The organism is Streptomyces sp. NPDC013157, from assembly GCF_042899865.1.
Lineage (GTDB): Bacteria > Actinomycetota > Actinomycetes > Streptomycetales > Streptomycetaceae > Streptomyces.
The window spans coordinates 846,144-871,804 of sequence record NZ_JBIBAK010000002.1 but is presented as its reverse complement, the minus strand read 5'-3'; the positions used below and the strand labels follow the sequence as shown (position 1 = coordinate 871,804).

The window sequence follows — 25,661 nt, the reverse complement described above, 5'->3', positions numbered from 1 at the left end:
CTACGATGTCCCTCACCACCCGAGCCGCCGTGGTCGAGTCCGGCGGCGCCCCCTTCACCCTCGGCGACGTCCAGCTCGACGCGCCGGGGCCGTACGAGGCGCTCGTCCGCATGGTCGCCACCGGTCTGTGTCACACCGACCTCAGCGTGGCGAGCGGCGGACTTCCCTTCCCGCTGCCCGGGGTTCTTGGCCACGAGGGCGCCGGCGTCGTCGAGGCCGTGGGCTCCGCCGTCACCGGCGTGGCCCCCGGCGACCACGTCGTGCTGTCCTTCACCTCCTGCGGTGGCTGCCGCAACTGCCACGGCGGCCACCCCGCCTACTGCACCACCTGGCTGCCGCTCAACCTGATCGGCGGCCGGCGCGCCGACGGCACCGCCACCGTCAGCCGGGACGGCGAGCCGCTCGGCGGCCACTTCTTCGGCCAGTCCTCGTTCGCCGAACGGGCGTTGGTGGACGAGCGCAGCCTCGTCACGGTCGACCCGGACGTCCCGCTGGAGTCGATCGCCCCGCTCGGCTGCGGGGTGCAGACCGGGGTCGGCGCCGTGTGGAACGTCCTGGAACCGGCCACCGGCAGCACGGTCGTCGTCCTCGGCGCCGGAGCGGTCGGCCTGTCGGCCGTCATGGCCGCCGCGCTCACCCCCGCCACCACGATCGTCGCCGTCGACCGGGTGGCCGAACGCCTCGAGCTGGCACGGGAGGTGGGCGCCACCCACACCGTCGACGCGACCCGGGAGGACGTGCCCGAGGCCCTGCGGCGCATCACCGGCGGAGCGGGCGCCGACGGGATCGTGGAGACGACCGGCAACGTCGGCGTCCTCCGCCAGGGCGTCGACGCGCTGGCCGCCCGCGGCACCCTGGTCGTGGTCGGCGCCCCGCCCTTCGGCACCGAAGTCCCCCTGGACGTCAACGGGTTGCTCTCAGGCAAACGGATCGTCGGCCTCACCCTCGGCGACAGCGAGACCCAGGCCTTCATCCCGGCCCTGGTCCGGCTGGTCCGCGAGGGGCGGCTGCCACTGCACCGGCTGATCAGCACCTACCCGTTCGCCGAGATCGACCGGGCGGTGCGGGACATGAGCACGGGCAAGGCGATCAAGCCCGTGCTCACCTTCTGACCCGCGGTCAGTCCACGACCAGGACCAGCTTCCCGGTGGTCCGGCCGGTGCCGCCCAGCTCGTGCGCCTTGGCGGCATCGGCCAGCGGGAAGGTCCCCGCGACGGTCGCGCGCAGCTTCCCCGCCTCCACCAGCTCCGCGACCGCCTGCATCCCCGCCCGGTCCGCGTCCACCAGCATCCGCACCGCCCGCACGCCCAGCCGCTCGGCCTCCTCGTACAGCTGAGGGGTGCCCACCGGCAGGATCGACACCAGGGTCCCGCCGGGCCGCAGTGTCCGCAGCGAGGCCGTCGAGGTGTCACCGCCGACCGTGTCCAGGACGACGTCCACGTCCCGTACCGCCTGCGTCACGTCCACGGACCGGTAGTCCACCGGCTCGTCCACGCCGATCTCGCGCAGGAAGTCGTGCTTGCCGGCGCTCGCCGTGCCGATCACGTACGCCCCGCGCGCCTTGGCGATCTGCACCGCCACATGCCCGACCCCGCCGGCCGCCGCGTGGATCAGCACCCGCTGTCCCGGCTCCACGCCGGCGTTCTCCACCAGGGCCTGCCAGGCGGTCAGCGACACCAGCGGCAGTGCGCCCGCCTGCACGTGGTCGATCCCGGCCGGCTTCGGCACCAGGGCGCGGGCGGGGGCGATCACGTACTCGGCGTGCGTACCGTGGCCGAACGGGTAGGGCACCATGCCGAAGACCTCGTCACCGGGCCCGAAGGCGGCGACGCCGATCCCGGTCTCCTCGACGGTGCCGGAGACGTCCCAGCCGAGGACGAAGGGCGGCTCGCCCAGGAAGCCGCCGGTCTCCCGGTGCTTCCAGTCGGTCGGGTTCAGCCCGGCGGCCCGTACCCGGACCAGTACCTCGTTGGGGCGCGGCTTCGGCCGGGCCACCTCGATCACCTTCAGCACCTCGGGACCGCCGAGGACGTCCTGGCTGACCACACGCATCGTGTTCACATTGCTCATGGTCACCCAGCCTGCCGGGACGCGCCCGGCAAGGAAATGGCACGATGGCCAACCTTCGATGGAATCGTGCCAGCCCCGCACGCGCCCGGCGAGTGTGAACGTTCCGGCCCGCCCCGGCGTCGAAGGACGGCAACGGTGGCGAGCGGCAGGGGTGGGCATGCGCAGAGGTCTGGCGGCGGCGACGGTACTGGTGGCGGCCGCGGCGATGGGCTGCGACGGCGCGAGCGGGCCGGACGTCGTGGTCGAGGGGACGCCGCCGGCGACGCCGTACCGCGGGCCGCTGGACATCCCCACGAAGGAGGTCGACGCGACCACCGCACAGGCCATGCGCACCGCCTCCGGCGCGGCCGGCCGCGCGCTGGAGTGCGACGGGGAGATCTACTGGGGCACCGGGCCCGACGGCTGGAGCGACAGTGACGGCGGCGACTCGCCCGAGGACGGTCTTCGGCTCTTCTTCGACATGTTCGACCCGGAGGTGCCGCGCGACGGCTACCGCGTGGAGCGGCGGGACGCGGACCGGGTGCTGTACTCCTACGACGTCGGCGGGCGCACGAAGGTGGCCGTCGTGGTCGCCAGGGACCAGCAGGGCAGGCCCGGTTGGGGGCCGGAGACCAACGCCTCCTGCGATCCCTCGGAACTCCCGGCGAGCGTGACGTCGGGCCCGGAATGGCCCGAGATCTGGACCGACGCCCACGGCCGCCGGGTACCGGTCTCGAAGATCACCAGCTCCGCCGGCGACGGGCACTGCGGCTGGCAGTCCGCGCACTTCCTGACGGTCGGCGGCAGGACCTACGTCCGCGATCCCCACGGCGTGTTCGCCCACGACTCCGTACTCGCCGGGCGTTACGACGGTGCCACCACGATGCCCGCCGACGCGCACGACACCGGATACCGCTTCCGTGCCTGGCGGCTCTGGCTGACGGACGACGGCGGCACGGCGTACGTCCGCACCCCGCACGGCGTGGAGGCCTGGCCGAAGGAGCGGCGCGGTTTCGCCTGCGACTGACCGCTCAGCGGCTCATGTGCAGGGCGACCAGCAACTGCCAGACCTGGTCCGCCACGTCGTCGGCGCCCGCGTCCAGCAGGCCGTGCAGCCAGTCGGCCAGCACCCCGGCGAAGGTGGCGGCCACCGCCGACGCCACCAGCGGGGCGTCCGCCGCGCCCACCAGCTCCCGCTCGGCCAGGCTGCGCGCCCGCAGGTCGCGGTGCAGGACCCGGCCCAGCGGACCCCCACCGCCGGGCGCGAGCAGCTCCCGGTACAGCGCGGCGTGCGGGACCAGCCCGGCGAAGAACTCCCGCAGCGCCGGCGGTGCGTGCACCGGGTCCGGCCGGCCGCGCCAGGCGTGCAGCGCGTCGACGGCTTCCCGTACGACGTCCGCACAGGCGTCGACCGCCAGTGCCTCCAGGCCGTCGTAGTGGACGTAGAACGTGGCCCGGCCCACCCCGGCCCGGCGCGCCACCGCGGCCACGGCGGCCTCGGCGAGCGGTCGTTCGGCGCACTCCTCCAGGAGGGCCGCCCGCAGCCGAGCCCGGGTGCGGGCGGCCCGCGGGTCCGCCACGGCCGGTCGGCCGGTCATCCGGCGGCGAGGACGGCGGCCAGGGCGAGCGCGCCGGGCAGCGCCTGCGCGAACAGGATCCGCCGGTTGGCGGTGACCGCGCCGTACACCCCCGCCACCACCACGCACGACAGGAAGAACACCTGGGCCCGGAAGCCGGTCGGGTCGGCGGCCACCAGTCCCCACACCAGGCCGGCCGCCAGGAACCCGTTGTAGAGGCCCTGGTTGGCGGCGAGCGGCGCGGTCCGCCGGGCCAGGTCCGCATCGAAGCCGTGGAAGCGCATCCCGGGGCTCTTCTGCCACAGGAACATCTCCAGCACCAGGATGTACGCGTGCAGCGCGGCGACCAGGCCGACCAGCACGTTCGCCAGGATTTCCATGATCGACGGACCCTCCCCATCTCTTGAACAGGTGTCCACTATAGCTGGACAGGTGTCCAGGAGGCCAAGGGGCCTCAAGGCTCGGGGTATGGGGGCGCATGTCCTGAAGTCGTGGACTGGAATGGGTATGTGTTGATTTGCCGCCAACTGGCGGAGCGTGACGGAACCCTCACTTCCTCTGCTCGCCGAGGTTGATCCTTTGGGGTTCAAACCCGATAAGCTCCCTTCCGTCACGGCGAGTTGACGTACCCCAGGGTGGGTCCGTCCCGCCGTGCGTACTCGTGAGTGCGGTCTTCGCACACTGCCCCTGTTCGCTGTTGTTCGATCGTGTTGCTTCGAGGGATGCAGATGGAACTCGCCTCTCCGCCGCCGGCGGCGCGGGCCCCTGTCGCCTGGTACAGCTGGTGGCTGATGCCGCTGGCCTTAGGGGGAGGGACGGTCGCCGCCACGTTCATGAGCTCGGAGCGAATAACGGCGGCCGTCGCCGGCGCCGCGGCCACCGCCGCGAGCTCGGTGTGCGTGCGCCTGCTGATCCGCACGCAGCGCCAACTGCGCAACGCCGAAGGGTCGTTCCGCAGCTCGCAGGCCGAGCACTCCCAGCAGTGGCAGCAGCATGTCTCGGGTCTGGAGCGCAAGTTCTCCGCCGAGCGCGCCACCCTGGAGGGCCGGCTCGACGAGCAGGCGGCCGCGTTCGACGCCCAGGCGGCGGAGCAGACGGCCGCCTTCGAGGCCCGGCTTGCCGACCGGACCGCCCACTACGACGCCCAACTGGCCGAGCAGGCCCGGGCGTACGAGGAGCGGCTCGCCGACCAGCTGAAGTCCTCCGACGCACAGCTCGCCGACCAGGCCGAGGTCTGGCAGGACCAGGTCACGCACCAGCGGGCCGCGATCTCCCGGCTCGCCGGCGAGCAGCTGCCCGAGGCGCTGAAGCGGCTGCGTGACGGCGAGGCCATCGACGACCTGCTGCCCGTCACCGAGCAGTGCGCCAAGGTCGACAAGGACGTCCAGGCCGATCTGCGTCGCATCCTGCGGACCTCGCTGATCGGTGTGGAGGAGGAGTTCAACCGCTCCACCTCCGCCGAGCAGGCCGTGATCAGCATCGGCAACCGCATCCATGTCCTGACCAGCAAGCTGCGCGGTCGGCTGCACGAGATGCAGGGCGAGCACGGCCGGCTGCCCGCCGTGGCCCGCGGTCTGATGGAGCTCGACCAGGAACTCGGCCCCGCCGACTCGCTCGCCGCCAGTATCGGCGTGCTGGGCGGCTCGGACCGCCCCGGCCGCCAGTGGCAGGAGCCCCAGCGCCTGCTCAGCGTGGTGCGAGGCGGCATCGGCCGGATCAAGGACTTCCACCGCGTCGAGGTCCGGCATCTGCCCGAACTCGGCGTCGACGGCGGTCTGGTGGACCACCTCACCCTGATCTTCTCCCACCTGCTCGACAACGCGGCCCGCTACTCGCCGCCCACCGAGCCGGTCGTCGTCTCCGGCAAGGAGGTGCCGAACGGCGTCGGCATCGAGATCCAGGACTCCGGCAAGGGCCTGAGCGAGGAGAAGAAGCGCGAGGCCGAGCACTCCCTGGCGGGCACCGACGCCGGACCCGGTATCGGGGGCATCTCCGAGGACGCCAACATCGGCCTGCGGGTGGTCGGCATCCTCGCCCGCCGCTACGGCATCCGGGTCACCTTCGCGGACTCGCCCTGGCTCGGCACCTCGGTGGTCGTCGTGGTCCCGCACAAGTTCTTCAGCCCGCTGCCCGCGGCCCCCGCCGCCCCGGCCCCCGCGACGGCCGCCCCCGCCGCCGCGTCCCCGGTGCAGGCGCACGGCCCGGTCGCCGTCGAAACCGTCACTCAGCCGGAGTCCGGCGAGGCCCTGGACACCACCCCGGGCGGACTGCCCCGACGGCGCAGCCGGCGCCGCGACGAGGAGCAGCCCGAGGAGCGCGCCCCGCGCACGGAGGGCACCGCGTTCCCCGCGGTGCCGCCCGAGGAGTCCTTCGCGGGCCTGGCCGCCTTCGCCACCGCGGGCCGCGCGCCCGCGGCGGACGAAGCCCCGGACAGCGAGGCCGAGTTGACCGGAGACGAAGACGACCCGGCACCCGCGAGCCCGGCCGGCGCCGATGACGCCGCCGCCGGACGCGAGTCCGCCGAGCACCGCACTGAAGAGAGCGACTAGTCCACATGACGCAACAGGGAACCGACGTGAGCTGGGCGCTCCGTGATCTGGTGGAGAGCATCCCGGAGATCCGTTTCGCCCTCGTGGCCTCCAGCGACGGCAAGGCCATCACCTCCTTTGGTGCCGAGGACCCCGACGACGTGGACCGCTTCGCGGCCGTGGTGGCAGGGCTCCAGGCCCTGGCCCAGCCGGTCGCCGAGCAGTTCCCCAAGTACGCGGGGCAGCTGCGACTGGCGATGATCGAGGTCGACGGCGGTCACCTCTTCGTCGTACGGGCCGGTGTGGAGACGTATCTCGGGGTCCTCGCCCGCGAAGGACTCGACCAGGGGCTGCTCGGCCATCAGATGAGGGATCTTTCCCGGCGGATGGGCGAGCTGCTCGGCACCTCTCCGCGCCTGGAGGAGCACTCTGGATGAGTGCTCCCCGCCGACCGTCGGATCCGTCCGGTCTCGAACGTTATTACGTCCTCACCGGGGGACGCAGCGGACCGGGCGGGTCGGCGTCGAGCCTCGACGTGGCCACCCTCGTCGTCTCCCGCACCGCCCCCGTCCCGGGGATGCAGCACGAGTACGAGGAGATAGTCCGGCGCTGCCGTGATCCGCTGTCGGTGGCCGAACTCACCGCCCATCTCGGATTGCCCTTCAACATTCTCGCGGTGCTGTTGGCGGATCTGCTGGACGCAGGCCGTATTGAAGCCCGTGATCCCATTCCGGCGCACCACGCCGGACGCGGGCCTGACCTCGCGCTCCTCCAGGAGGTACTCAGTGGACTTGAAAGGCTTTGACCATCCCGGCGACCCCGGTGCCGGGGGGACCCGCTCGGTCAAGGTGATGATCGCCGGGGGGTTCGGCACCGGGAAGACCACCATGGTCCGCTCCGTCAGCGACATCAAGCCGCTCACCACCGAGGAGACACTCACCCAGGCCACCGTCGGCGTCGACAACCTCATCGGCGTCGCCGACAAGGCCGAGACCACGGTCAGCCTCGACTTCGGCAAGATCAGCATCAACGAGAACCTGATGCTGTACCTGTTCGGCACCCCCGGACAGGAACGGTTCTGGTTCCTGTGGAACGGCCTGTTCAAGGGTGCGCTCGGTGCGATCGTCCTGGTGGACACGCGTCGGCTGGCCTCCAGCTTCCGGGCGATCGAGGAGATGGAGCGGCAGAACGTGCCGTTCGTCATCGCCCTGAACGTCTTCCCGGACTGCAAGGAACACCCCATCGAGGAGATCCGGGACGCCCTCGACATCTCCCCGCACACCCCGATCGTGGCCTGTGACGCCCGTGACCGGGCCTCCAGCCGTGACGTACTGATCGCCCTGATACGTCATTTGAAGGAACGCTCCGCCGTCGCACTGGAGCCCCGATGAACGAGCAGAACGCCGACAGCCCCGACGTCCCGCGCGGCTGCCCGGTCGCACACGGTTCGGCCGAACTGACCCGGCTGTACGGGTCCGAGGCGGCGACCGACCCGTTCGGCATCTACGAGCGGCTGCGCAAGGAGCACGGCTCCGTCGCGCCGGTGCTGCTGGAGGGCGACATCCACGCCTGGCTGGTGCTGGGCTACCGGGACGGCCGGCGGGTGCTCGACAATCCCCGCCAGTTCGCCCGGGACGCGCGGATCTGGCGGGACTGGCGGGAGGGCCGGGTCGCGGAGAACCATCCGCTGGTCCCGATGGTCGCCTGGCGCCCCGACTGCGTGTCGCAGGACGGCGAGGCGCACCGCCGGCTGCGCGGTGCCGTCAACGACGGCCTCCAGGCCGCCGTGGGCCGCGGTATCCGGCGCCATGCCACCTACTTCGCCAACAAGCAGATCGACGCGTTCGCGGCCGACGGTCGCGCCGACCTGGTCGCGGACTACGCCGGCTACCTGCCGATGCTGATCCTCACCCGCATCCTGGGCCTCACCGAGGCGGAGGGGCGCCGGCTCGTCGAGTCCAGCGCCCGGCTGTTCCAGGGCGGCGAGGACGCGATCCTGCACGACGGCATCATCAAGGAGATCCTCGGCGGACTCGTCGACCGCAAGCGGGCCGAGCCCGGCTCCGACTTCACCACCGGTCTGCTGGAGCATCACGCGGCCCTCGACCACGACGAGGTCGTGAGCCATCTGCGCCTGGTGCTGGTGGCCGGGCACAGCACCACCAGCAATCTGCTGGCCCGGGTGCTGCAGCTCGTCCTCACGGACGCCTCGCGGCTCGCCGGCCTGACCAGCGGTCAGGTGACCATCACCGCGCTGGTGGAGGAGGTCATGTGGAACTCTCCTCCGCTGTCCGTCCTGCCGGGGCGCTTCGCCGTCAGCGACGTGGAGCTGGGCGGGCACCGCATCGAGGAGGGCGACCTGCTCGTCCTCGGTCTCGCACCGGGCAACCTCGACCCCGAGGTCCGGCCCGACCCGGACATCTCGGTGCAGGGCAACGAATCGCACCTGGCCTTCAGCGCCGGCCCGCACGAGTGCCCCGGGCAGAGCATCGGGATGTCCATCATCCAGATCGCGGTGGACGTCCTGCTGCACCGGCTGCCGGGCCTGCGCCTGGCCGTGCCGGCGGAGGAGCTCACCTCGACCGCGTCCACATGGATGTCCGTGCTGGACAGCCTGCCGGTCGAGTTCGCAGCGTAGGCCCGGACACACCGTTGCCCGGTCGGGTCACCCGACCGGGCAACGCGCGTTGGGGTGTCAGCCGTCGAGCCAGTCGCCCGCGACGCCCGTGGGCCAGTAGCCCGTGGCGTTCCAGAGGAAATGCGGGTGCGCGCAACCGAACATGTAGGCGAGCAGTGTGGTGTCCTCCCGCCCGGTCAGCGGGTCGTGCAGGGCGTGAAACCTTTCGGATCCCACCACACCGGCGTCCTGCTGGACCTGACGAGCGAGGTCCGGGGACGGCGCAGCACTGGACGCCTCCACGGCGGCGATGTAGGTGCGGCGCAGGATCTCCCAGGTGCTGTCGGTGTCGCCGTACCAGGGGCCGTGCACAGCCTCGAAGGCATGGAGCTCGGCGTCGAAGAGGGGCCATGCCCCGGGGTGCTCGGACCGGCAGCGTGCGGACAGCTCGGCGGTCCTGGGGCTCAGTGCCGGTGCGGTGGGCCGTGGCGCGATGGTGAGGGTCGTGCCGTGGGTGAGGATGCCGGTGCACGCGTTGGGCTGCAGGTCGCACAGCGGGCACCCCTCGGCCGGGGGGAGACCCTCGGTGATGCCGTCGAACCACAGGGCGTGCCGTCCCGTGAGCCCCATCCAGACGATGGTGGTGGTCAGCAGCCAGGTGTTCCACATCGGGCGATGCGCCTCGGGCGTGCAGCCGTACTTGACGAGGGCTATCGCGCAGGCAGCGTAGAAGGCCTTGGTGTGGGTGGGCATCTCGGCGAGCCAGAAGTTGCTGATCTCGCCGGTGAGGGCGTCGGCCCGGACGTCGGCCATGTCGTCGATGACGCGGCACAGCAGCAGGGAGGCGAGGTTCTCCTCCTGCCAGAGTTCCGTGTCGGGTGCGACGTGCCAGAACAGGCAGTCCAGCATCTGCAGGGCCGAGTAGGAGCTGTGGCCGAGCGGGTTGGCCTGGGGGAGCGTGACGCTGCCCGCCTCGTGCTGCTGGAGCCAGTACTCGTCGACGGATCGCTTGTGCGCCGCGAAGAGTCCGGAGACCAGGGCCCGTGCGCTGTTGGTGCTGAAACTCTCGGCCAGGCGGCCTTGGACGTGCTGGGTGAGGCGCGTGGTGTCGATGGTGTCGATCACGCGCTTGTACTCGTGGAAGACCAGGATGTCGTCCTCGAAGCGGTGGCGGTGGCCGAGGTCTCGTTCGAGGTCGTTCATCTGGCGGGTCCAGGACCATCCACCGGTCAGGACGCTGTCGAGTTCCCGGCGGTACGGCCAGGTCTTGACGGTGAGGGGGCGGCCCGCGCTCTGCCGCCAGCGGTAGTCGTCCAGTGTGCGGGCGGGGGGCGTGGGCAGGTGACGGCAGAGCGGGCAGGCGCAGTCGGTCGCCTGCTCCTCCGCGCGCGGCGGGGTGAGTGCCCGGCTCCGCCAGGCCCCTTCCAGCATCGTGCAGGTCAGCCGGCAGACCTCGACATCGGTGCTGACCTCGGGGAAGGCCGCCTCGATCATGCGCAGCCTGGTGTCGAGGTGCCTCAACCTGGCGTAGCCCTCCTCGTCGGGCGGGAGGAACTCGCGCGGCGCCTGGTGGAGGGCTCCCGCCAGATGCAGCGTGGTGCCGGAGCGGCGGGATCCGAGCGCGTCCAGTCGCTGCTGAGCGGCGTTCTGGAAGGTCCGGTACTGATCCGTGCTCCCGTGTATGCGTTTCACGAGGAGGCCGGCCAGGGTGTTCCCCGCCTCCGCGGGCCGGAACTGGGCGCTTGGCTGCGCCGGGAGCAGGCTGTCGGCGGACGCCTCCGGAACAGCACCTGCGCCTAGGGAATTCACACCGGTCTCCTTCAAGTTGTGGTCATGACAACGGAATCGGTCGGCTGCGGTCGCCGGCGGTCGTGTCCGGGCAAGGCGGCCCCATCCGCGGCGGCCTCGCAGGGCAGCCGGACGCGTGCGACCGGATTCGGCTCATGCCGCGAACGACCGCGAGGGGTACCACTGCTGCGTCGACGGCCGGGAAAGGGGCGCGGGTCGCCCAGGGGGCGCTGGTCCACGGCTGATGCATCCTCGACACCGCCGGCGATCCGTGGACGGCCCGCCCTCGCCGAAGCGCTCCTGCTACAGGACGAGGACCTGGGGCGCCGCCTCAGCTGTGCCGATGAGGCTGCGCACCAGGTCCATGTCCCGGATCCGGCGCGGATGACGGGCGCGCGGACTCCGGATGCTCACTGACGGGGAACTCGAAGGGCAGGTCGGAGGTGACGTCCTGAGGCATGTGTTTCCTTTCGGGCGACAGTGCGCAGAGCCCCCGTCCCTGCGAACGGGTGGCCTGTCGGCCACCCGTGCACTCGAACTGGCCTTCGTGGCTCGAAAGTTGAGCCGTGAAGCGCTACGAGGCTGCCCAGAGCGTAAATGATCTACGCGTGACCTGGCCGTGATGTGTGTTACTGCTCACGCCTCCTGAGCTGAGTACACTCGCGCGCCCCCCACGTATGTGTGCGCGACGCGTGTGTCCGCGATGCGCTCCGGGGGGCCGGCGAACGGGTCGCGGTCCAGGACCACCAGATCCGCGAGCGCGCCGACCGCCACCCGCCCGGTGTCGTCGAGGTGGTTCACGTACGCCGAACCGGCTGTGTACGCCCTGATCGCGGCCGCGAGTCCCAGTCGTTCCTCCGGCAGGAACACCGGCGCGTCGCCGCCCGGTTCGACCCGGTTCACCGCCACATGGATGCCCCGGAGCGGGTCGGGACTGCTCACCGGCCAGTCGCTGCCGCCGGCGAGCCGCGCCCCGGAGCGCAGCAGCGACCCGAACGGGTACTGCCGTCCGGCCCGTTCCGAGCCCAGGAAGGGGATGGTCAGCTCGTCCATCTGCGGCTCGTGCGCGGCCCACAGCGCCTGGATGTTCGCGGTGGCGCCCAGCCGGGCGAACCGTGGTACGTCGGTGGGGTGCACGACCTGAAGATGTGCCAGGTGGGGCCGCGTGTCGCTCATCCCGTTGGCGGCCCGCGCCGCCTCGACGGCGTCCAGGGCGTCCCGTACCGCCCGGTCGCCGAGCGCGTGGAAGTGGCACTGGAAGCCGAGGGCGTCCAGCTCGGTCACGTACGTCGGGAGTTGCCCAGGATCGATGAAACTCTTGCCCCGGTTGCGCGTCGCGCAGCCGCACTTGTCCAGGTAGGGGTCGAGCAGCGCCGCCGTGCCGTTCTCCGCGACCCCGTCCAGCATCAGCTTCACCGTGCCGGCCCGGAACCTGCCATGGCTCAACGCGGCCCGCTTCTCGACGAGTTCGGGGATCTGTTCGGCCCCGCGCTCCCGGTCCCACCACAGCGCCCCGACCACCCGCGCGGTCAGCGAGCCGTCCCGCGCCGCCGTGAGGTACGCCTCGGCGGGGTTGTCCATGCCGAGGAACTCCCCGACCAGTGCGTCCTGCCAGGCCGTGACGCCCAGCGCGTGCAGATGGCGCTGCGCGTGCAGCAGCGCCGCCAGCCGGTCCGCCGGGCCGGCCGGCGGGGCGAGCCGGCCGACCAGCTGCATCGCGCCCTCCTGGAGCGTCCCGCTCGGCACGCCGGAGGCGTCCCGCTCGATCCGCCCGTCGGCCGGGTCGGGCGTGTCGCGGCCGATTCCGGCCAGCTCCAGGGCCCGGCTGTTGACCCACGCCCCGTGATGGTCCCGGTTGGGCAGGTACACCGGCCGGTCCGGTACGACGGCGTCCAGCAGCTCCTTCGTCGGTGTGCCGCCCTCGAACGCCTCCATGGACCAGCCGCCGCCCAGGATCCAGGCCCGCTCCGGATGCGCGTCGGCGTAGGCGCGCACGGCGGCCACGGTCTCCCCGGCGGTCCGCAGCCCGGTCAGGTCGCACTGGGTCAGTTCGAGGCCCGCCGGGACCGGATGGACGTGCGCGTCCTGGAAACCGGGCAGCAGCAGCCGCCCGGCGAGGTCGACCACCTCGGTGCGCGGCCCGGCGAGCTCCCGCAGCTCCCCGGCGGAGCCGACGGCGGTGATGCGCTCACCGGTGACGGCGACGGCAGTGGCCGTGGCCGTGGGGCCCTCGTCGGTGAGGACGCGGCCACCGGTGAAGAGCAGATCTGCGTGCATGTTTCCTGTTCCTCAGTTGGGGGTCGTGAGCAGCTGGGGTGCGTCGGCGTCGGTGCCCCGGCCGGTGCGGAAGTACGGCGAGCGGCGCACGTACTTCGCCCAGCCGGCCGCGACGAACCCGGAGACGATCATCGCCAGCGGGGTGGCCAGCAGGAACCACCCGTTGTCCGCGCTGACCTCGAAGTGGTCGGCGGAGGTGTAGAAGGACCAGCCGAGGTAGCCGCCGAGACCCAGCAGGGCGAGGGCGCTCAGCGCCGGGAGCACCACGGCCGCCACCCCCTGCCGCCAGTCCTCGCGCAGCAGGGAGCGGAAGCGCGCGGCGGCGGCGAGCGCGGTGAGCGCGTACGACAGGGCGACCACGATGCCGACGGCGTTCACCGTCGCCATGATCATGTCGGCGAGCCGCGGGATCACCAGGGCGAGCCCGGCGGCCGCCGCGGCCAGCGCGCCGATCAGCAGCGTGCCGGCCGCCGGGGTCCCGTACCGGGCACTGACCCTGGACCACACCGGCCCGAGAGTACGGTCCCGGCTCATCGCGAACATGCCCCGCGCCGTCGGGATCACCCCGGCCTGCAGTGAGGCCACCGCCGAGAACATCAGCGCCACCAGAGGCAGCGCGGCCCACGGCTGCGCGGCCAGTCGGTCGCCGAAGAACGCCAGACCCTCGGCCCCGTGCCCGGCCAGCTCCTGCTCCGACAGCACCCGCTGGAAGGCCACCGAGCCGAGCAGGAACAGTCCCAGCATGGTCACCAGGGTGATCAGCCCGGCCCGGGAGGCGTCCCGGGGGTCGCGGACCTCCTCGTTGACGCTGAACGCGGCCTCGAAACCCCAGTAGCAGAACACCGAGAGAAGCAGGCCCTGGGCGAGCGCGGTGGCCGACGGGATCGCGAACGGGTCGAACCAGCTCAGGCTGAAGGGGTGCGGCCCGGTGACGATGCCGTAGCCGCAGAACCCGAGCAGGACCACGTACTCGAAGACCAGCAGCCCGGTCTGCAGCCGGGCGGCGGTGCGGATGCCGGTGACGGCGGTGAGGGTGACGGCGACCAGGACCACGATCCCGAGGGCCGTGGTCTGCGCCGTCGAACCGGGGTCGAGGGCGAGCGAGCCGATCCGGTGCACCCCGGCCTCTCCCGCCAGTTGCAGCAGCGCGGATCCCGTGACCGCCGTGGTGTAGGCGAGGAAGGCCACCGTCGCCACGATGTTCACCCAGCCGACCAGGAAGCCGAGCCACGGATTGAGTGAACGTCCCACCCACACGTAGCCGTTGCCCGCGTTCGGCTCCACCCGGTTCAGCCGGGAGTAGGCGCCCGCGATGCCGAGGACCGGCAGGAACGCCAGCAGCATGATGGCCGGCAGATGGAGCCCGACCACCCCGGCCGTCACCCCCAGGCCGATGCCGATGCTGGTGGTGGCCGCCGTACTGGACGCGGCGACCGCGATGCCGTCGAGGACGCCGAGGGATCTGCGCAACTCGGGGGGGTCTGCTGTGTAGGGCTGGTCGGTCATGGCCGGCACACTCCGCTCGCACCTGGGGGCCGGACGGGTCGGCCCCGGTGACGGGACATGAAACTGCCGGCGCCCTTCACAGGTCAACGGTGTTGTCATAAGGTGCCCACACGTCATGAGGAGGTCCGTTGAGCGAACGTGTCGTCCCGGCCGCCGCCCGGCAGCGACGGCGCCCCACCAAACAGGGCGTGGTCCTCTCCGAGGCCCTGATCGTGGAGACCGCGCTGCGGCTGATCGAGGAGCACGGCGCCGACGCCCTCTCTGTGCGCCGCCTCGGCCGCGCCCTGGGCGCCGACCCCACCTCCCTCTACCGCTACTTCCGGCACACCGACGACCTGATGCTCGCCATCGCCGACGAGCTGATCGGCCGTACCCTGCGCGTCTGGCGGCCCACCGGCGACTGGCGCGCCGACCTGCGCGACCTCGGCCTGCGGATGCACGCCGGCGCCCTCGCCCATCCCCGGGCGGCGGTGCTCAGCGCCCACCGGGTGACGGGGCGGACGTACGAGATCCAGGCCGTCGAGACCATCCTCGGGATACTCCGCGACGCCGGTTTCCCGGATGCCGAGGCGGTCCGCGTCTACCACGCCTTCGTCGACCAGGCCCTCGCGTACGGCGCCCTCGACTCCGCCAACACCGCACTGCCGAGGCCTGCCCGGGAGGCCGAGGCGGACGTGTGGCGGGCGACCTACGCCCGGCTGCCCGCCACCAGCCACCCGAACATCGCGGCCACCGCCGGCCACCTCGTGGCCTCGATGCGCGGCAGTTCCTATCCGGCCGCCCTCGACCTGCTGCTGACCGCGGCCGAGGCGCGGCTGGCCCGACTGGGTGCCGGGAAGCGGCTGGTGGGCGACTGAATCCGCTGATCGGGGACAGACGTGTGCCGGGAGAACCTGCCGAGGGAGGAAGCATGGCACTGGTGACCGCGGCCGTCGTGGTGCTCGACTGCGCAGAACCCGAGAAACTGGCCCAGTTCTACCGGGAGTTCCTGGAAGGCGAGGAGGGCGAGGCCTCGGCCAACCTGGTCGAGATCCGGGCCACCGGCGGCTTTCGGATCGCCTTCCGGCGCGACGTCAACGCCACCCCGCCGAGCTGGCCGCGGCCCGAGAACTCGCTCCAGGCCCATCTCGACTTCCTGGTCGAGGACCTCGACGAGGCCGAGCGCCGGTTGGTCGGCCTCGGCGGACGGCCGATCGAGACGAAGGACCCGGCCGGGCCCTACGAGGAACGTGGGTACGCCGACCCGGCCGGACACTCCTTCACCCTGCGCCTGGTGCCGCCCTCGGCACCCAAGCAGGGCTGAGACACTCAGTCCCGGCCGCCCTTGCCGGCCGTCGGCCACACCCCGGTGGAGCGCTCTATCGCCGTCGCGCCGGTCCGGTCCACGGCGCTGCGCACCACCGCGAAGACCGCGCCCTGGACCGCCGCGGCCAGCAGCACCTCGCCCCAGCCGCGGTCCCGGTCCAGGGCGTCCGGCGCGTCCTCCTCGCCCCGCAGCGCCTTCCAGGTGCGGCGGAAGGCCAGTGCGCCCAGTGCCCCGCCGGCCCAGCTCAGCACGAAACCGACGGGCGCGTAGACGAGGGGGAGCTTCAGCTTCTTCCTGCTCTTGGCCATGCCTGCCTCCGCCTTCTCAGGGCCGCCCCGTGACCGCGACCTCCTCGGCCGCCCGCACCGGGCCGGGCGGCGTCCCGTCCCCGAAGGGCCGGCCGCCGAGCTCCTCCCGGTGATGGGGCGTCAGCCACCCGGCGAGATCCGGGCCGAGGGGCACGATACGGGTCGGGTTGATCCCGGAGTGGACCTGGTAGTAGTGCCGCTTGATGTGGTCGAAGTCGACGGTGTCACCGAATCCCGGCGTCTGGTAGAGGTCCCTGGCGTACGCCCACAGCACCGGGTGCTCAGCGAGCTTGAAGCGGTTGCACTTGAAGTGGCCGTGGTAGACGGCGTCGAACCGCACCAGCGTGGTGAACAGCCGGATGTCGGCCTCCGTGATCGTGTCCCCGACCAGGTAGCGCTGCCCGGCCAGCCGCTCGCCGAGCAGTTCCAGCCGCCGGAACACTCCGGCGCACGCCTCCTCGTACTTCTTCTGCTCGTGCGCGAAACCCGCCCGGTAGACCCCGTTGTTGACGTCCTCGTACACCCCCGCCATCACCGCGTCGATCTCGTCCCGGTGCCGTTCCGGGTACAGGTCCGGCGCCCCGTCCCGGTGCAGTGCCGTCCATTCGGTGGCCAGGTCCAGGGTCAGCCGCTGGTAGTCGTTGGTGACCAGCTTCCCGCTCGGCACGTCCACGACGGCGGGCACGCTCACCCCGCCCGGGTAGCCGGTCTCCCGGCGGTCGTACGCCTCGCTGAGGTACCGGATGCCGAGCACCGGGTCGTGGCCGCCGGGGTCGAGGGTGAAACGCCAGCTGCGGTCGTCCTGGATCGGGTCGGTGACGGCGAGCGACAGGGCGTCCTCCAGACCGAGCAGCCGTCGCGAGACCACCGCCCGGCTCGCCCACGGGCAGGCCCGGCTGACCACCAGCCGGTAGCGTCCGGCCGCCACCGGCCAGCCGTCCCGCCCGTCCGCGGTGATCCGGTCCGTGAAGTGGCTGGGGGACCGGTTGAATGCCTTGTGTCCCAGCGCGCTGTTGCCGTCGCCGCCGCTCATGCGTCCTCCTTGCCCGGGGGCCGCCCTACGGTCGATCGGGAGCCCTGAGGGAATGCGTTCCCCTATTTCCGCCTCTCGCACGGAGTGATCAGTGCGCGTCGGGGCAGTCGGCGGGCGTGAGCAGGACACCTACCCAGAAGCAGCCGAGGCAGAAGCATCCCAAACAGAAGCAGTCGGACCGGAAACAGAAGTATCTGAAACGGAAACGGTCGGAGCAGAAACAGCCAGAGGAAGAGCGCTCGGAGCAGGAAGGTTCGGGGCAGGAGGGTTCGGGGCAGCCGAAGGCCGACCGCCGGACCCGCGTGACCGTGTTCGTGGCGCTCGCCGCCAATCTCGTGATCGCGGTCGCCAAGGCCGTCGGCGGAGTCGTGGCCGGCTCGCCGGCGTTGCTGTCGGAGGCCGCGCACTCCGTCGCCGACAGCCTGAACGAGGTCTTCCTGCTGGCCGCCCTCCGCCGCAGCCGCCGCCCGCCCGACGCCCGGCACCCCTTCGGCTACGGCAAGGAGCGCTTCTTCTGGGCGCTGCTCGCGGCCGTCGGGATCTTCGTCATGGGCGGCTGCTTCTCCTTCTTCCAGGGGATCGAGGCACTGCGCGACGGCGCGGACGAGCAGCTCAGCGGCTACGTGGCCGGACTGGTCGTGCTGGGCATCGCCCTGCTCGCCGAGGGCGCGTCCCTGATCCGGGCGCTGCACCAGGCCCGCGGGGAGGACCGGGGGCTGCGCGACCCGGCGCTGCGTACGGTGATCGCCGAGGACGGCACCGCGGTGCTCGGCGTCTGCCTCGCGATCGTCGGCATGGTCCTGCACATGGTGACCGGCCAGGTCGCCTGGGAGGCGTCGGCCTCGCTGGCGATCGGCGCCCTGCTGGTGTTCGTCGCCTACCGGCTGGGCGCCGACGCCCGTGACCAGCTGATCGGGGAGGCCGCGGATCCGGAGCTCAGCGGCAGGATCCGCGAGCAACTGGAGGCGGAGTCCGAGATCGACAGTGTGGAGGCGCTCTTCACGATGCAGATGGGCCTCGAATCGACCCTGGTCGCGGCCAGGGTCGACCTGGTGCCCGGCCTCGACAGCGAGGAGGTGGAGGAGGTCCTGGTGCGCATCAAGGGGGCGCTCACCGAGACGTTCCACCAGACCGACCAGGTCTTCCTGGACGTCACCGACCGCTCCGCGCAGGAGGCACGTGAAAGCCCCGCCGCGACGGGGGAACGCGGCGGGGCCTGATGTTCGGCTGCCCGGCCCGAAGCCGGTTCATGCCTCCCGGAAACAGATTTTTCTAAATTCCGACGGTCCCCGGCCGGAATGAATTCCCGGAACCGTCAATTCCCCTGATCCGGTTCCTGCTGCTTCGGGTCCGGCCACTCCGGTTCCGACTACTCCGGTTTCGACTACTTCGGTTCCAGCACGAACACCGGGATCTCCCGGCTCGTCTTCTCCTGGTAGTCGGCGTACGGCGGGTACGCCGCGACGGCCCGCTCCCACCACGCGGCCTTCTCTGCGCCGGTGACCTCACGAGCGGTCATGTCCTGCTTGACCGGCCCGTCCTGGAGCTCGACGACCGGGTGTGACTTGATGTTGAAGTACCAGACCGGATGCTTGGGCGCCCCGCCCTGCGAGGCGACCACGGCGTACGCGCCGTCGTGCTCCACCCGCATCAGCGGCGTCTTGCGGATCTTCCCGCTCTTCGCACCCAGGGTGGTGAGCAGGATGACGGGCATCCCCGTGTCCATCAGGGTCGTGCCCTCCTTCCCGCCCGAGCTCTCGTACAACTCGACCTGCTCGCGCACCCAGGCGGTCGGGCTGGGCTCGTACTCGCCCTCAAGAGGCATGAGGTCCGTCCCCTCGTCGATTCCAAGACTGACGTCACGATTCAACACGCGAAGTGCCCCGGATCATCCGTACGACACCGGTCCCGTCCCGGGATCCCGCCCGCGTCCCGGACGCACCGGACGCCGGCCCGGTCACAGCACCATCCGGGCCGCCAGCCCCAGCATCACGCAGCTCGACAGCAGCGCCGTGACCAGGCGGCCCCGGTGGCCGGTCAGGCCGCGGCCGAGGAGCGCCCCGCCGCCCGCCAGCAGGAGCTGCCAGCTCGCGGACGCGGCGAAGGCCGCGAGGACGAAGACACCCTGCTCCAGCGGTCGTACCGCCTCGGCGGAACGCGTGCCGACCACCAGGGCGGCGAAGTAGATCACCGTCGTGGGGTTGAGCAGCGTGATCCCGAGGAGGCCGAGATACGCCCGGCCGGGGCCGGGTACCGGCCGCTCCGCCCGGGTCGCGAGCCGCCGCTCCCGGTACTGGCGCAGCGCGACCGCCGCACCGCGCACGGCGAGCGCCACCAGCACCAGGGCCGAGGCCCACCGCAGCGGCGCCAGCACCGGCAGCAGCGCCGCCGCCAGCGCGGAGCCGCCGATCGCGGCGAGCAGGGCGTACAGGCCGTCGGCGCTCGCCACGCCCAGCGCGGCGCAGGCGCCGGTCCGCAGTGACGTGCGAGCCGTGAGGGACACTAGATACGTGCCGACCGCGCCGACCGGGACGGCGATCCCGTACCCGGCGAGCAGGCCGGCGACGAGCGCGGCCGTCACGCGCGTGCGGGCTCGGGCCTCCAGGGACGCCCCGGCTGCTGCTGGACCCGCACCCGACGGACGGTCGCGGTGGTCAGCGGCACGATGGCGTCAGGAGAGTTCATGCGCAGATCCTGGGGCCCACGTCGCCGCACCGGCAAGCGAATTTCGGCGCGGAACCGTCCCCCGACCGAACGTGGTTCGGCCAGATCACCGGGTGCATCGATCTGGCTGAACTTCCGGTCGCCCCATAGGTGCCCCGAGCATCTAATGAAGATCGGCACGACGTACGACACTCGTCTGCGAGGTCTTCCATGAACGAACTTACGGACCTGACGGAACCCATCCCTCCCACCGGCCGGGCCGAACCCGTGGCCTGGCCGCAGGACCGCACGTGCCCCTACCACCCGCCCACCGGCTACGACCCGCTGCGGGACGGAACCCCGCTGTCCCGTATCCGTCTCTACGACGGCCGCACCGCCTGGGCGGTCACCGGCCACGGCGCGGCCCGGGCGCTGCTCTCCGACCCCCGGCTCTCCAGCGACCGCCGGCGCGAGGACTTCCCGATGCCGAACGCCCGGTTCGCGGTGGCCCGGGAGCGCCGCCAGGTCGCCCTGCTCGGACTCGACGATCCCGAGCACCAGACCCAGCGCCGCATGCTGATCCCGGACTTCACCCTCAAACGCGCGACCGGGATGCGGCCCGCCATCCAGCGGATCGTCGACGAGCTGCTCGACCGGATGATCGCCGCGGGACCGCCCGCCGACCTGGTGAGCTCCTTCGCGCTGCCCGTGCCGTCCATGGTCATCTGCGACCTGCTCGGTGTGCCCTACGCCGACCACGAGTTCTTCGAGGCACAGTCCCGGCGGCTGCTGCGCGGTCCGGCGCCCGCCGACTCCCTGGACGCGCGCGAAAAACTGGAGGCCTACCTGGGCGACCTGGCCGACCGCAAGAGCCGGGACGAGGTGCCCGGCGAAGGCGTCCTCGACGACCTCGTCCACGAGCGGCTGCGCGAGGGCGCCCTGGACCGCCAGGAGGTCGTCTCGCTCGCGCTCATCCTGCTGGTCGCCGGGCACGAGACCACCGCCAACATGATCTCGCTCGGCACCTTCACCCTGCTCCAGCAGCCCGAGCGGCTCGCCGAGCTGCGCGCAGACCCCGCGCTGGTGCCGGCCGCCGTCGAGGAACTGATGCGGATGCTGTCCATCGCCGACGGGCTGCTGCGCGTCGCCCTGGAGGACATCGAGCTGGACGGCACCACCATCCGCAAGGGCGACGGGGTCCTCTTCGCGACCTCGGTCATCAACCGCGACGAGTCCGTGTACGACGACCCCGACACCCTCGACTGGCACCGCCCGGCCCGCCACCACGTGGCCTTCGGCTTCGGCATCCACCAGTGCCTGGGCCAGAACCTGGCCCGCACCGAGCTGGAGATCGCCCTGCGCACCCTGTGGGAGCGGCTCCCGGACCTGCGGCTCGCCGCACCGCCGGAGGAGATTCCGTTCAAACCCGGCGACACGATCCAGGGGATGCTGGAACTCCCCGTGACCTGGTAAGAGGCTCCTGCCATGCACATCGAGATCGACAGGGACGTCTGCATCGGCGCGGGGCAGTGCGCCCTGACCGCCCCTGACGTCTTCACCCAGGACGACGACGGCTTCAGCGCCCTGCTCCCGGGCAAGGCGGACGGCGGCGGCGACCCGCTGGTCAAGGAGGCGGCCCGAGCCTGCCCGGTGCACGCCATCACGGTCGGGGAACCGACGGGTTAGGCAGCCGCCGGCGCGTCGAGCACCGCCGCCTCCAGCCCGCGCAGCCGCACCGGGTCGGCGACCACCTCGTACGCCGCCGCCCGGTCGCCCTCGACGGTGACCCGCAGGACGTACCGCAGCCGTCCGCGCGGGACGACGACGAGGCCGACCCGGCCGTCCACCAGGGCCGGTACGGCGAACCGGGCGCGTTCGCGCAGCAGCACCGTGCCCTCCGCGACCGCCCGTGCGCCCCGCAGCTCCGTCGCCATGCCCGGCGGCAGGGTCGCGGGGTCGGCGTGCCGGACCACGTCAGGGGCGAGCAGGCCGAGCGGTGCGCCCAGGTCACCGCCCCGGGCGGCGGCCAGGAACGCCTCCACGACCCCCCGGTGCCGGTCCTGCTCGGCGGCCGGCAGCGCGGGCGTGCCCCGGACCTTGCGCCGGGCCCGGCTGGCGAGCTTCTTCGCGGCCGGCAGCGAGCGGTCGGTGATCGCCGCGATCCGCTCGAACGGCGCTCCGAACAAATCGTGCAGCACGAACGCCACCCGCTCGGCCGGGCATGGGGGTCCCCCGGTTCGAGCGAAGCCGAGAACCGGGGGAGTCTCCAGCACCACCAGCAGGGCGAGCCCCACCGACTCGGCCAGCACGGCCTCCTCCGGCCCGTCACCGGCCGCCTGCTCCGGGAGGTCCTCGCCGTACGGCGCCGCCGTGCGCCGACCTCACCCGGCGCGCAGCAGCACCCGGGCCGCCGCGCGGGCCTCCGCCGCGGGCTCCGCGCTCCCGGTGACGCCCGCGGTGACCATCGCCCCCTCGGCGAGCAGGAACAGCGGCCCGGTGAGCGCGGAGTCCAGCCCGGCGTCGGCCACCAGCTCCGCGAGGTAGTCCCGGAACGCCCGCTTGTGGCCCCGCACCTGGGTCACTACGCGGGGCGAGGTGGCGCCGAGCTCGCCGTACGCGTTGATCCAGGCGCACCCCCGGAAGTCCGCCTCCCCGAACCACCCCTCCAGCCAGTCGAAGACCGCGAGCAACCGCTCCCGGGGATCCTCGTGCCGCCGGACGTGCTCGGCGAGCCGCTGCCGCCAGCGCACGTCCCGCCGCTCCAGATAGGCCTCCACGAGCTGGTCCTTCGCGGGGAAGAGCTGGTAGAGCCGTTTGAGGGAGACGCCGGAGGCGCCGCGTATGTCGTCCATGCCGACGGACTGCACCCCGCGCCCGTAGAACAGCCGTTCGGCGGCGTCCAGGGCCTGCTCACGCGCGACCGCGCTGTCCATGGGGCACTCCTTGACGAGAGAACGTGCGTTCTCCTACGGTAGCAGCGACCCGGAGAACGTGCGTTCTCCGTTCGACCAGGAGGAGACCATGGCCGACCGACCGCCCCTGCCGCCCTTCACCCGGGAGTCCGCCGTCCAGAAGGTCCAGGCCGCCGAGGACGCCTGGAACACCCGCGATCCCGGGCGGGTGGCGCTCGCCTACTCCGAGGACTCGGTATGGCGCAACCGCGGCATTTTCGTGACCGGCCGCGCCGCGATCGTCGAGTTCCTCACCGCGAAATGGGCCCGCGAACTCGACTACGCGCTCCGCAAGGACCTGTGGGCCTTCGACGGCGACCGCATCGCGGTCCGCTTCCAGTACGAGTGCCACGACGCGGACGGCCAGTGGTGGCGCTCGTACGGCAACGAGCTGTGGGAGTTCGACGGGCACGGACTCATGACCCGGCGCGAGGCCAGCATCAACGACGTCCGGATCGAGGAGCACGAGCGCCGGATCCACGGTCCGCGCCCGGAGTCCGAGCGGGGCCTGTCCTTCCCGCTCCGGTAGCCCCCCGCATAGGGTTCCCGGATGACCGATGAGCCCCGCAAGCCCTTCCTCTACCTGGTCGTCTGCGCCGCCGGTATCGCCGCGGGCGTCGGCAGGCTCATTCCCGCGGCCCAGGAACGCGGCTGGGAGGTCGGGGTCATCGCCACACCCGTGGCCATGAACGGCTTCTTCGACACCGCGGAGGCGGAGGCGCGCACCGGCCGTCCGGTCCGGTCGGCCTGGCGCCGCCCCTCCGATCCGCGCCCCTTCCCCGCGCCGGACGCCGTCGTCGTCGCCCCCGCCACCTTCAACACCGTCAACAAGTGGGCCGCCGGGCTCGCCGACACCCTCGCCGTCGGCACCCTGTGCGAGGCCCTGGGGCTCGACGTCCCGATCGCGGTCCTGCCCTGCGTCGCCGGCGCGCTGGCCGCACACCCCGCCTACCAGGAGAGCCTGGCCCGGCTGGGCGCGCTGGGCGTCCGCTTCGGCGACCCCTACGCCGGCGAGGCCGAAGCGGACGGCGGGCGCCCCGAGTTCGCCTGGGAACGGGCGCTCGACCTGCTGGAGCGGCCCTGACGCCGGCCGACAACCGCCGCCACGACAGGAGACCGGCCGGCCGGGCGACGTACGCTCGCCTCTGTACGACGTGATCTCGACGGTGGGAGACAACGATGGAGTACGTGAAGCTCGGCCGCACCGGTATGGACGTGTCCCGGATCTGCCTCGGCTGCATGACCTACGGCCTGCCCGACCGCGGCACCCACGAGTGGACCCTCGACGAGGAGGCGACCCGCCCGCTGATCAGGCAGGCGCTGGAGGCGGGCATCAACTTCTTCGACACCGCCAACGTCTACTCGGACGGCACCAGCGAGGAGATCGTCGGCAAGGCGCTGCGCGACTTCGCCCGGCGCGACGAGATCGTCCTCGCCACCAAGGTGCACGGCCGGATGCGCCCCGGCCCCAACGGCGGCGGGCTGTCCCGCAAGGCGATCCTCACCGAGATCGACCACAGCCTCAGCCGCCTCGGCACCGACTACGTAGACCTCTACCAGATCCACCGCTACGATCACGCCACGCCGGTCGAGGAGACGATGGAGGCGCTGCACGACGTCGTCAAGGCGGGCAAGGCGCGCTACATCGGGGCGAGTTCGATGTACGCCTGGGAGTTCTCCAAGGCCCAGTACACGGCCGAGCTGGGCGGCTGGACCAAGTTCGTTTCCATGCAGAACCACTACAACCTCCTCTACCGCGAGGAGGAGCGCGAGATGCTGCCGCTCTGCGCCGACCAGGGCGTGGGCGTGCTGCCGTGGAGCCCGCTGGCCCGGGGCCGCCTCACCCGCGACTGGGGCACGGTCACCGAGCGCAGCGCGAACGACAACTTCGGCAACCGCCTCTACCAGGAGGGCGACCGCGCCATCGTCGAGGCGGTCACCCGCATCGCCGGCGACCGGGGCGTCCCACGCGCCCAGGTGGCCCTGTCCTGGCTCCTCCACCGGAACACGGTGACCGCCCCGATCATCGGCGCGTCAAAACCGAACCACCTCGAGGACGCCGTTGCAGCAGTGCAACTGGAGCTCAGCGACAAGGAACTGGAAGAGCTGGAGCAGCCCTACGGCCCCCATCCCATCTCCGGCCACTGAGGCGCGCCCCTGCTTTTTGCTTTCAGGGGCGCGGGGCTGTGTCAATTTGCGGCTCCGCCGCGTGGGCGCGACCAGCCCCCACTCACCGGCACCCGCATCACGACCGCTCGGTCCCGCACGGACCACCCCCTTCGCTCTTCAGCAACGGAACAGGTTCCCCACCCATGGACAACGTCCGGTAATACCCCCCGATCCGCTCCGCCGACCGCCCCACGTAGTGCCCGATGAACGACCGTCGGCTGCGCCCGGCGGAGCGATTGGGCTGGGACCCGTGCACCAGACTCCCGTTGAAGAACAGCACATCCCCCGGCCCCATATCGACCGGCACCGCCGCGAGCCCCTCCGGGGGTGCCACGTACTCCCGCGCGAACGACAGCTCCGCATCCGACTCCTCCGGGCAGAACAGGTCCATCCGGTGCGTCCCGGGCACCACCTCGAGGCCGCCGTTCTCCCGGTCGATCGCCTCACAGGCGACCCACGCCGCGACACACGTCCCCGGCTCCACCCGCAGATAGAAGTTGTCCTGATGCAGCGCCTGCCCCCGGGCCCCCGGTGGCTTGAAGTAGAACATGCTCTGCGCGGCCAGCACCTCCTCCCCGAACAGCGCCTCCAGGACCACCCGCAACCGCGCGTCCAGCAGGAACCGCCGCGCGAGCGCACTGATCTCGTGGGGCTGCATCACCCGCGGATACCGCTGCAGCGGATCTCCCGTCGGCTTCGGCTCGAAGTGCCCCGGCACGACCCGCCCCGCCGCGTGCAGCGCCTCGAACTCCGCGCACAGCCGCTCGATCTCGTCGTACCCGAACAACCCCCGTACGACGGTGAACCCGTCCTCCTCGAACTGCCGCACGACGGTGCTGTCGATGCCCGTGGCTGTCATGGCCGCCCTCCTCGCTCCGGTGCCCTGGACCTGTCACGCTAGGCCGACGC

General features: G+C 72.0%; 28 protein-coding genes. 15 read left to right on the top strand and 13 right to left on the bottom strand.

What is annotated here, in order from left to right:
- Positions 1-5: 5 nt before the first annotated feature.
- Positions 6-1,112: an NAD(P)-dependent alcohol dehydrogenase gene (locus ACFY6U_RS09280; RefSeq protein ID WP_390036213.1), complete on the top strand. Its 1,107-nt coding sequence runs from the start codon at positions 6-8 to the stop codon at positions 1,110-1,112.
- 7 nt (positions 1,113-1,119) lie between these two features.
- Here ACFY6U_RS09280 and ACFY6U_RS09275 read toward each other — a convergent pair whose 3' ends face one another.
- The gene (locus tag ACFY6U_RS09275; RefSeq protein ID WP_390036211.1) at positions 1,120-2,070 is read right to left on the bottom strand and encodes an NADP-dependent oxidoreductase; all 951 of its coding nucleotides are present in this window, start codon (positions 2,068-2,070) and stop codon (positions 1,120-1,122) included.
- Positions 2,071-2,227: 157 nt separating this feature from the next.
- On the opposite strand from ACFY6U_RS09275, the gene ACFY6U_RS09270 reads away from it, so the two are divergent.
- A complete protein-coding gene (locus ACFY6U_RS09270) occupies positions 2,228-3,076 on the top strand; it encodes a hypothetical protein (RefSeq protein ID WP_390036209.1) in 849 nt (282 codons plus the stop codon).
- A 4-nt stretch (positions 3,077-3,080) separates the two neighbouring features.
- Here ACFY6U_RS09270 and ACFY6U_RS09265 read toward each other — a convergent pair whose 3' ends face one another.
- Entirely contained in the window at positions 3,081-3,647 is a 567-nt protein-coding gene (locus ACFY6U_RS09265; RefSeq protein ID WP_351486579.1) for a TetR family transcriptional regulator, read from the bottom strand.
- Entirely contained in the window at positions 3,644-4,006 is a 363-nt protein-coding gene (locus ACFY6U_RS09260) for a DUF1304 domain-containing protein (RefSeq protein ID WP_390036207.1), read from the bottom strand. The genes ACFY6U_RS09265 and ACFY6U_RS09260 overlap by 4 nt, the downstream gene beginning before the upstream one ends.
- Before the next feature lie 348 nt (positions 4,007-4,354).
- On the opposite strand from ACFY6U_RS09260, the gene ACFY6U_RS09255 reads away from it, so the two are divergent.
- From ACFY6U_RS09255 to ACFY6U_RS09235, 5 genes are read left to right on the top strand one after another with little or no spacing between them, the layout of a single operon-like run.
- The gene (locus tag ACFY6U_RS09255; protein WP_390036205.1) at positions 4,355-6,175 is read left to right on the top strand and encodes a sensor histidine kinase; all 1,821 of its coding nucleotides are present in this window, start codon (positions 4,355-4,357) and stop codon (positions 6,173-6,175) included.
- Between the two features lie 5 nt (positions 6,176-6,180).
- Positions 6,181-6,591, top strand: a complete 411-nt coding sequence (locus tag ACFY6U_RS09250) for a roadblock/LC7 domain-containing protein (RefSeq protein ID WP_046733906.1) — start codon at positions 6,181-6,183, stop codon at positions 6,589-6,591.
- Positions 6,588-6,959: a DUF742 domain-containing protein gene (locus tag ACFY6U_RS09245; RefSeq protein WP_089103419.1), complete on the top strand. Its 372-nt coding sequence runs from the start codon at positions 6,588-6,590 to the stop codon at positions 6,957-6,959. Before ACFY6U_RS09250 ends, ACFY6U_RS09245 begins: the two co-directional genes overlap by 4 nt.
- Entirely contained in the window at positions 6,940-7,545 is a 606-nt protein-coding gene (locus ACFY6U_RS09240) for an ATP/GTP-binding protein (RefSeq protein ID WP_351486576.1), read from the top strand. Before ACFY6U_RS09245 ends, ACFY6U_RS09240 begins: the two co-directional genes overlap by 20 nt.
- Positions 7,542-8,792, top strand: a complete 1,251-nt coding sequence (locus ACFY6U_RS09235; protein WP_390036202.1) for a cytochrome P450 — start codon at positions 7,542-7,544, stop codon at positions 8,790-8,792. The genes ACFY6U_RS09240 and ACFY6U_RS09235 overlap by 4 nt, the downstream gene beginning before the upstream one ends.
- Positions 8,793-8,849: 57 nt before the next feature.
- On the opposite strand, the gene ACFY6U_RS09230 is transcribed toward ACFY6U_RS09235, so the two are convergent.
- From ACFY6U_RS09230 to ACFY6U_RS09220, 3 genes are all read right to left on the bottom strand, one after another.
- Complete coding sequence (locus tag ACFY6U_RS09230) at positions 8,850-10,580, bottom strand: hypothetical protein (RefSeq protein ID WP_390036200.1); 1,731 nt, start codon at positions 10,578-10,580, stop codon at positions 8,850-8,852.
- 615 nt (positions 10,581-11,195) lie between these two features.
- Positions 11,196-12,836 (bottom strand): amidohydrolase, encoded by a 1,641-nt coding sequence (locus tag ACFY6U_RS09225; protein ID WP_390036198.1) that lies wholly within the window; start codon positions 12,834-12,836, stop codon positions 11,196-11,198.
- Positions 12,837-12,848: 12 nt separating this feature from the next.
- Positions 12,849-14,342, bottom strand: coding sequence for an APC family permease (locus ACFY6U_RS09220; RefSeq protein WP_390036196.1), 1,494 nt, complete (start codon positions 14,340-14,342; stop codon positions 12,849-12,851).
- 128 nt (positions 14,343-14,470) lie between these two features.
- On the opposite strand from ACFY6U_RS09220, the gene ACFY6U_RS09215 reads away from it, so the two are divergent.
- Complete coding sequence (locus tag ACFY6U_RS09215) at positions 14,471-15,199, top strand: TetR/AcrR family transcriptional regulator (protein ID WP_390036194.1); 729 nt, start codon at positions 14,471-14,473, stop codon at positions 15,197-15,199.
- 53 nt (positions 15,200-15,252) lie between these two features.
- Positions 15,253-15,645, top strand: coding sequence for a VOC family protein (locus ACFY6U_RS09210; protein ID WP_390036192.1), 393 nt, complete (start codon positions 15,253-15,255; stop codon positions 15,643-15,645).
- A 5-nt stretch (positions 15,646-15,650) separates the two neighbouring features.
- Here the strand turns inward: ACFY6U_RS09210 and ACFY6U_RS09205 are convergent, their stop codons facing one another.
- Together ACFY6U_RS09205 and ACFY6U_RS09200 are read right to left on the bottom strand one after the other, a co-directional pair.
- Entirely contained in the window at positions 15,651-15,956 is a 306-nt protein-coding gene (locus tag ACFY6U_RS09205; protein ID WP_351486562.1) for a DUF4235 domain-containing protein, read from the bottom strand.
- Between the two features lie 16 nt (positions 15,957-15,972).
- Positions 15,973-16,989: a glutathione S-transferase family protein gene (locus ACFY6U_RS09200; protein WP_390036190.1), complete on the bottom strand. Its 1,017-nt coding sequence runs from the start codon at positions 16,987-16,989 to the stop codon at positions 15,973-15,975.
- A 302-nt stretch (positions 16,990-17,291) separates the two neighbouring features.
- Between ACFY6U_RS09200 and ACFY6U_RS09195 the strand changes: the two genes are divergently transcribed.
- Positions 17,292-18,209, top strand: a complete 918-nt coding sequence (locus ACFY6U_RS09195) for a cation diffusion facilitator family transporter (protein ID WP_390036188.1) — start codon at positions 17,292-17,294, stop codon at positions 18,207-18,209.
- A 164-nt stretch (positions 18,210-18,373) separates the two neighbouring features.
- Here ACFY6U_RS09195 and ACFY6U_RS09190 read toward each other — a convergent pair whose 3' ends face one another.
- Entirely contained in the window at positions 18,374-18,814 is a 441-nt protein-coding gene (locus ACFY6U_RS09190; protein ID WP_390036186.1) for a nitroreductase family deazaflavin-dependent oxidoreductase, read from the bottom strand.
- Between the two features lie 132 nt (positions 18,815-18,946).
- Complete coding sequence (locus tag ACFY6U_RS09185; protein ID WP_390036184.1) at positions 18,947-19,570, bottom strand: LysE family transporter; 624 nt, start codon at positions 19,568-19,570, stop codon at positions 18,947-18,949.
- A 293-nt stretch (positions 19,571-19,863) separates the two neighbouring features.
- On the opposite strand from ACFY6U_RS09185, the gene ACFY6U_RS09180 reads away from it, so the two are divergent.
- On the top strand, positions 19,864-21,105 hold the full coding sequence (locus ACFY6U_RS09180; protein ID WP_390036182.1) for a cytochrome P450: 1,242 nt from the start codon (positions 19,864-19,866) through the stop codon (positions 21,103-21,105).
- A gap of 12 nt (positions 21,106-21,117) precedes the next feature.
- Positions 21,118-21,318 (top strand): ferredoxin, encoded by a 201-nt coding sequence (locus tag ACFY6U_RS09175; RefSeq protein WP_390036180.1) that lies wholly within the window; start codon positions 21,118-21,120, stop codon positions 21,316-21,318.
- Here ACFY6U_RS09175 and ACFY6U_RS09170 read toward each other — a convergent pair.
- Together ACFY6U_RS09170 and ACFY6U_RS09165 are read right to left on the bottom strand one after the other, a co-directional pair.
- Positions 21,315-21,941: a sigma factor-like helix-turn-helix DNA-binding protein gene (locus ACFY6U_RS09170; protein ID WP_390036178.1), complete on the bottom strand. Its 627-nt coding sequence runs from the start codon at positions 21,939-21,941 to the stop codon at positions 21,315-21,317. The two genes, ACFY6U_RS09175 and ACFY6U_RS09170, sit on opposite strands and share 4 nt — an antisense overlap.
- Positions 21,942-22,013: 72 nt before the next feature.
- Positions 22,014-22,565 (bottom strand): TetR/AcrR family transcriptional regulator, encoded by a 552-nt coding sequence (locus ACFY6U_RS09165; protein WP_390036176.1) that lies wholly within the window; start codon positions 22,563-22,565, stop codon positions 22,014-22,016.
- An 88-nt stretch (positions 22,566-22,653) separates the two neighbouring features.
- Here ACFY6U_RS09165 and ACFY6U_RS09160 point away from each other — a divergent pair, with 88 nt between their 5' ends.
- The 3 genes from ACFY6U_RS09160 (at position 22,654) to ACFY6U_RS09150 (ending at position 24,731) form a co-directional block, all read left to right on the top strand.
- Entirely contained in the window at positions 22,654-23,112 is a 459-nt protein-coding gene (locus tag ACFY6U_RS09160) for a DUF1348 family protein (RefSeq protein ID WP_390036174.1), read from the top strand.
- Between the two features lie 21 nt (positions 23,113-23,133).
- Positions 23,134-23,667, top strand: a complete 534-nt coding sequence (locus tag ACFY6U_RS09155) for a flavoprotein (RefSeq protein ID WP_390036172.1) — start codon at positions 23,134-23,136, stop codon at positions 23,665-23,667.
- Between the two features lie 95 nt (positions 23,668-23,762).
- Complete coding sequence (locus tag ACFY6U_RS09150) at positions 23,763-24,731, top strand: aldo/keto reductase (RefSeq protein ID WP_390036170.1); 969 nt, start codon at positions 23,763-23,765, stop codon at positions 24,729-24,731.
- A gap of 97 nt (positions 24,732-24,828) precedes the next feature.
- Here ACFY6U_RS09150 and ACFY6U_RS09145 read toward each other — a convergent pair whose 3' ends face one another.
- Positions 24,829-25,611 carry a phytanoyl-CoA dioxygenase family protein gene (locus ACFY6U_RS09145; RefSeq protein ID WP_390036168.1) on the bottom strand — a complete coding sequence of 261 codons (783 nt, stop codon included), beginning with the start codon at positions 25,609-25,611 and terminating at the stop codon, positions 24,829-24,831.
- Positions 25,612-25,661: the final 50 nt, after the last annotated feature.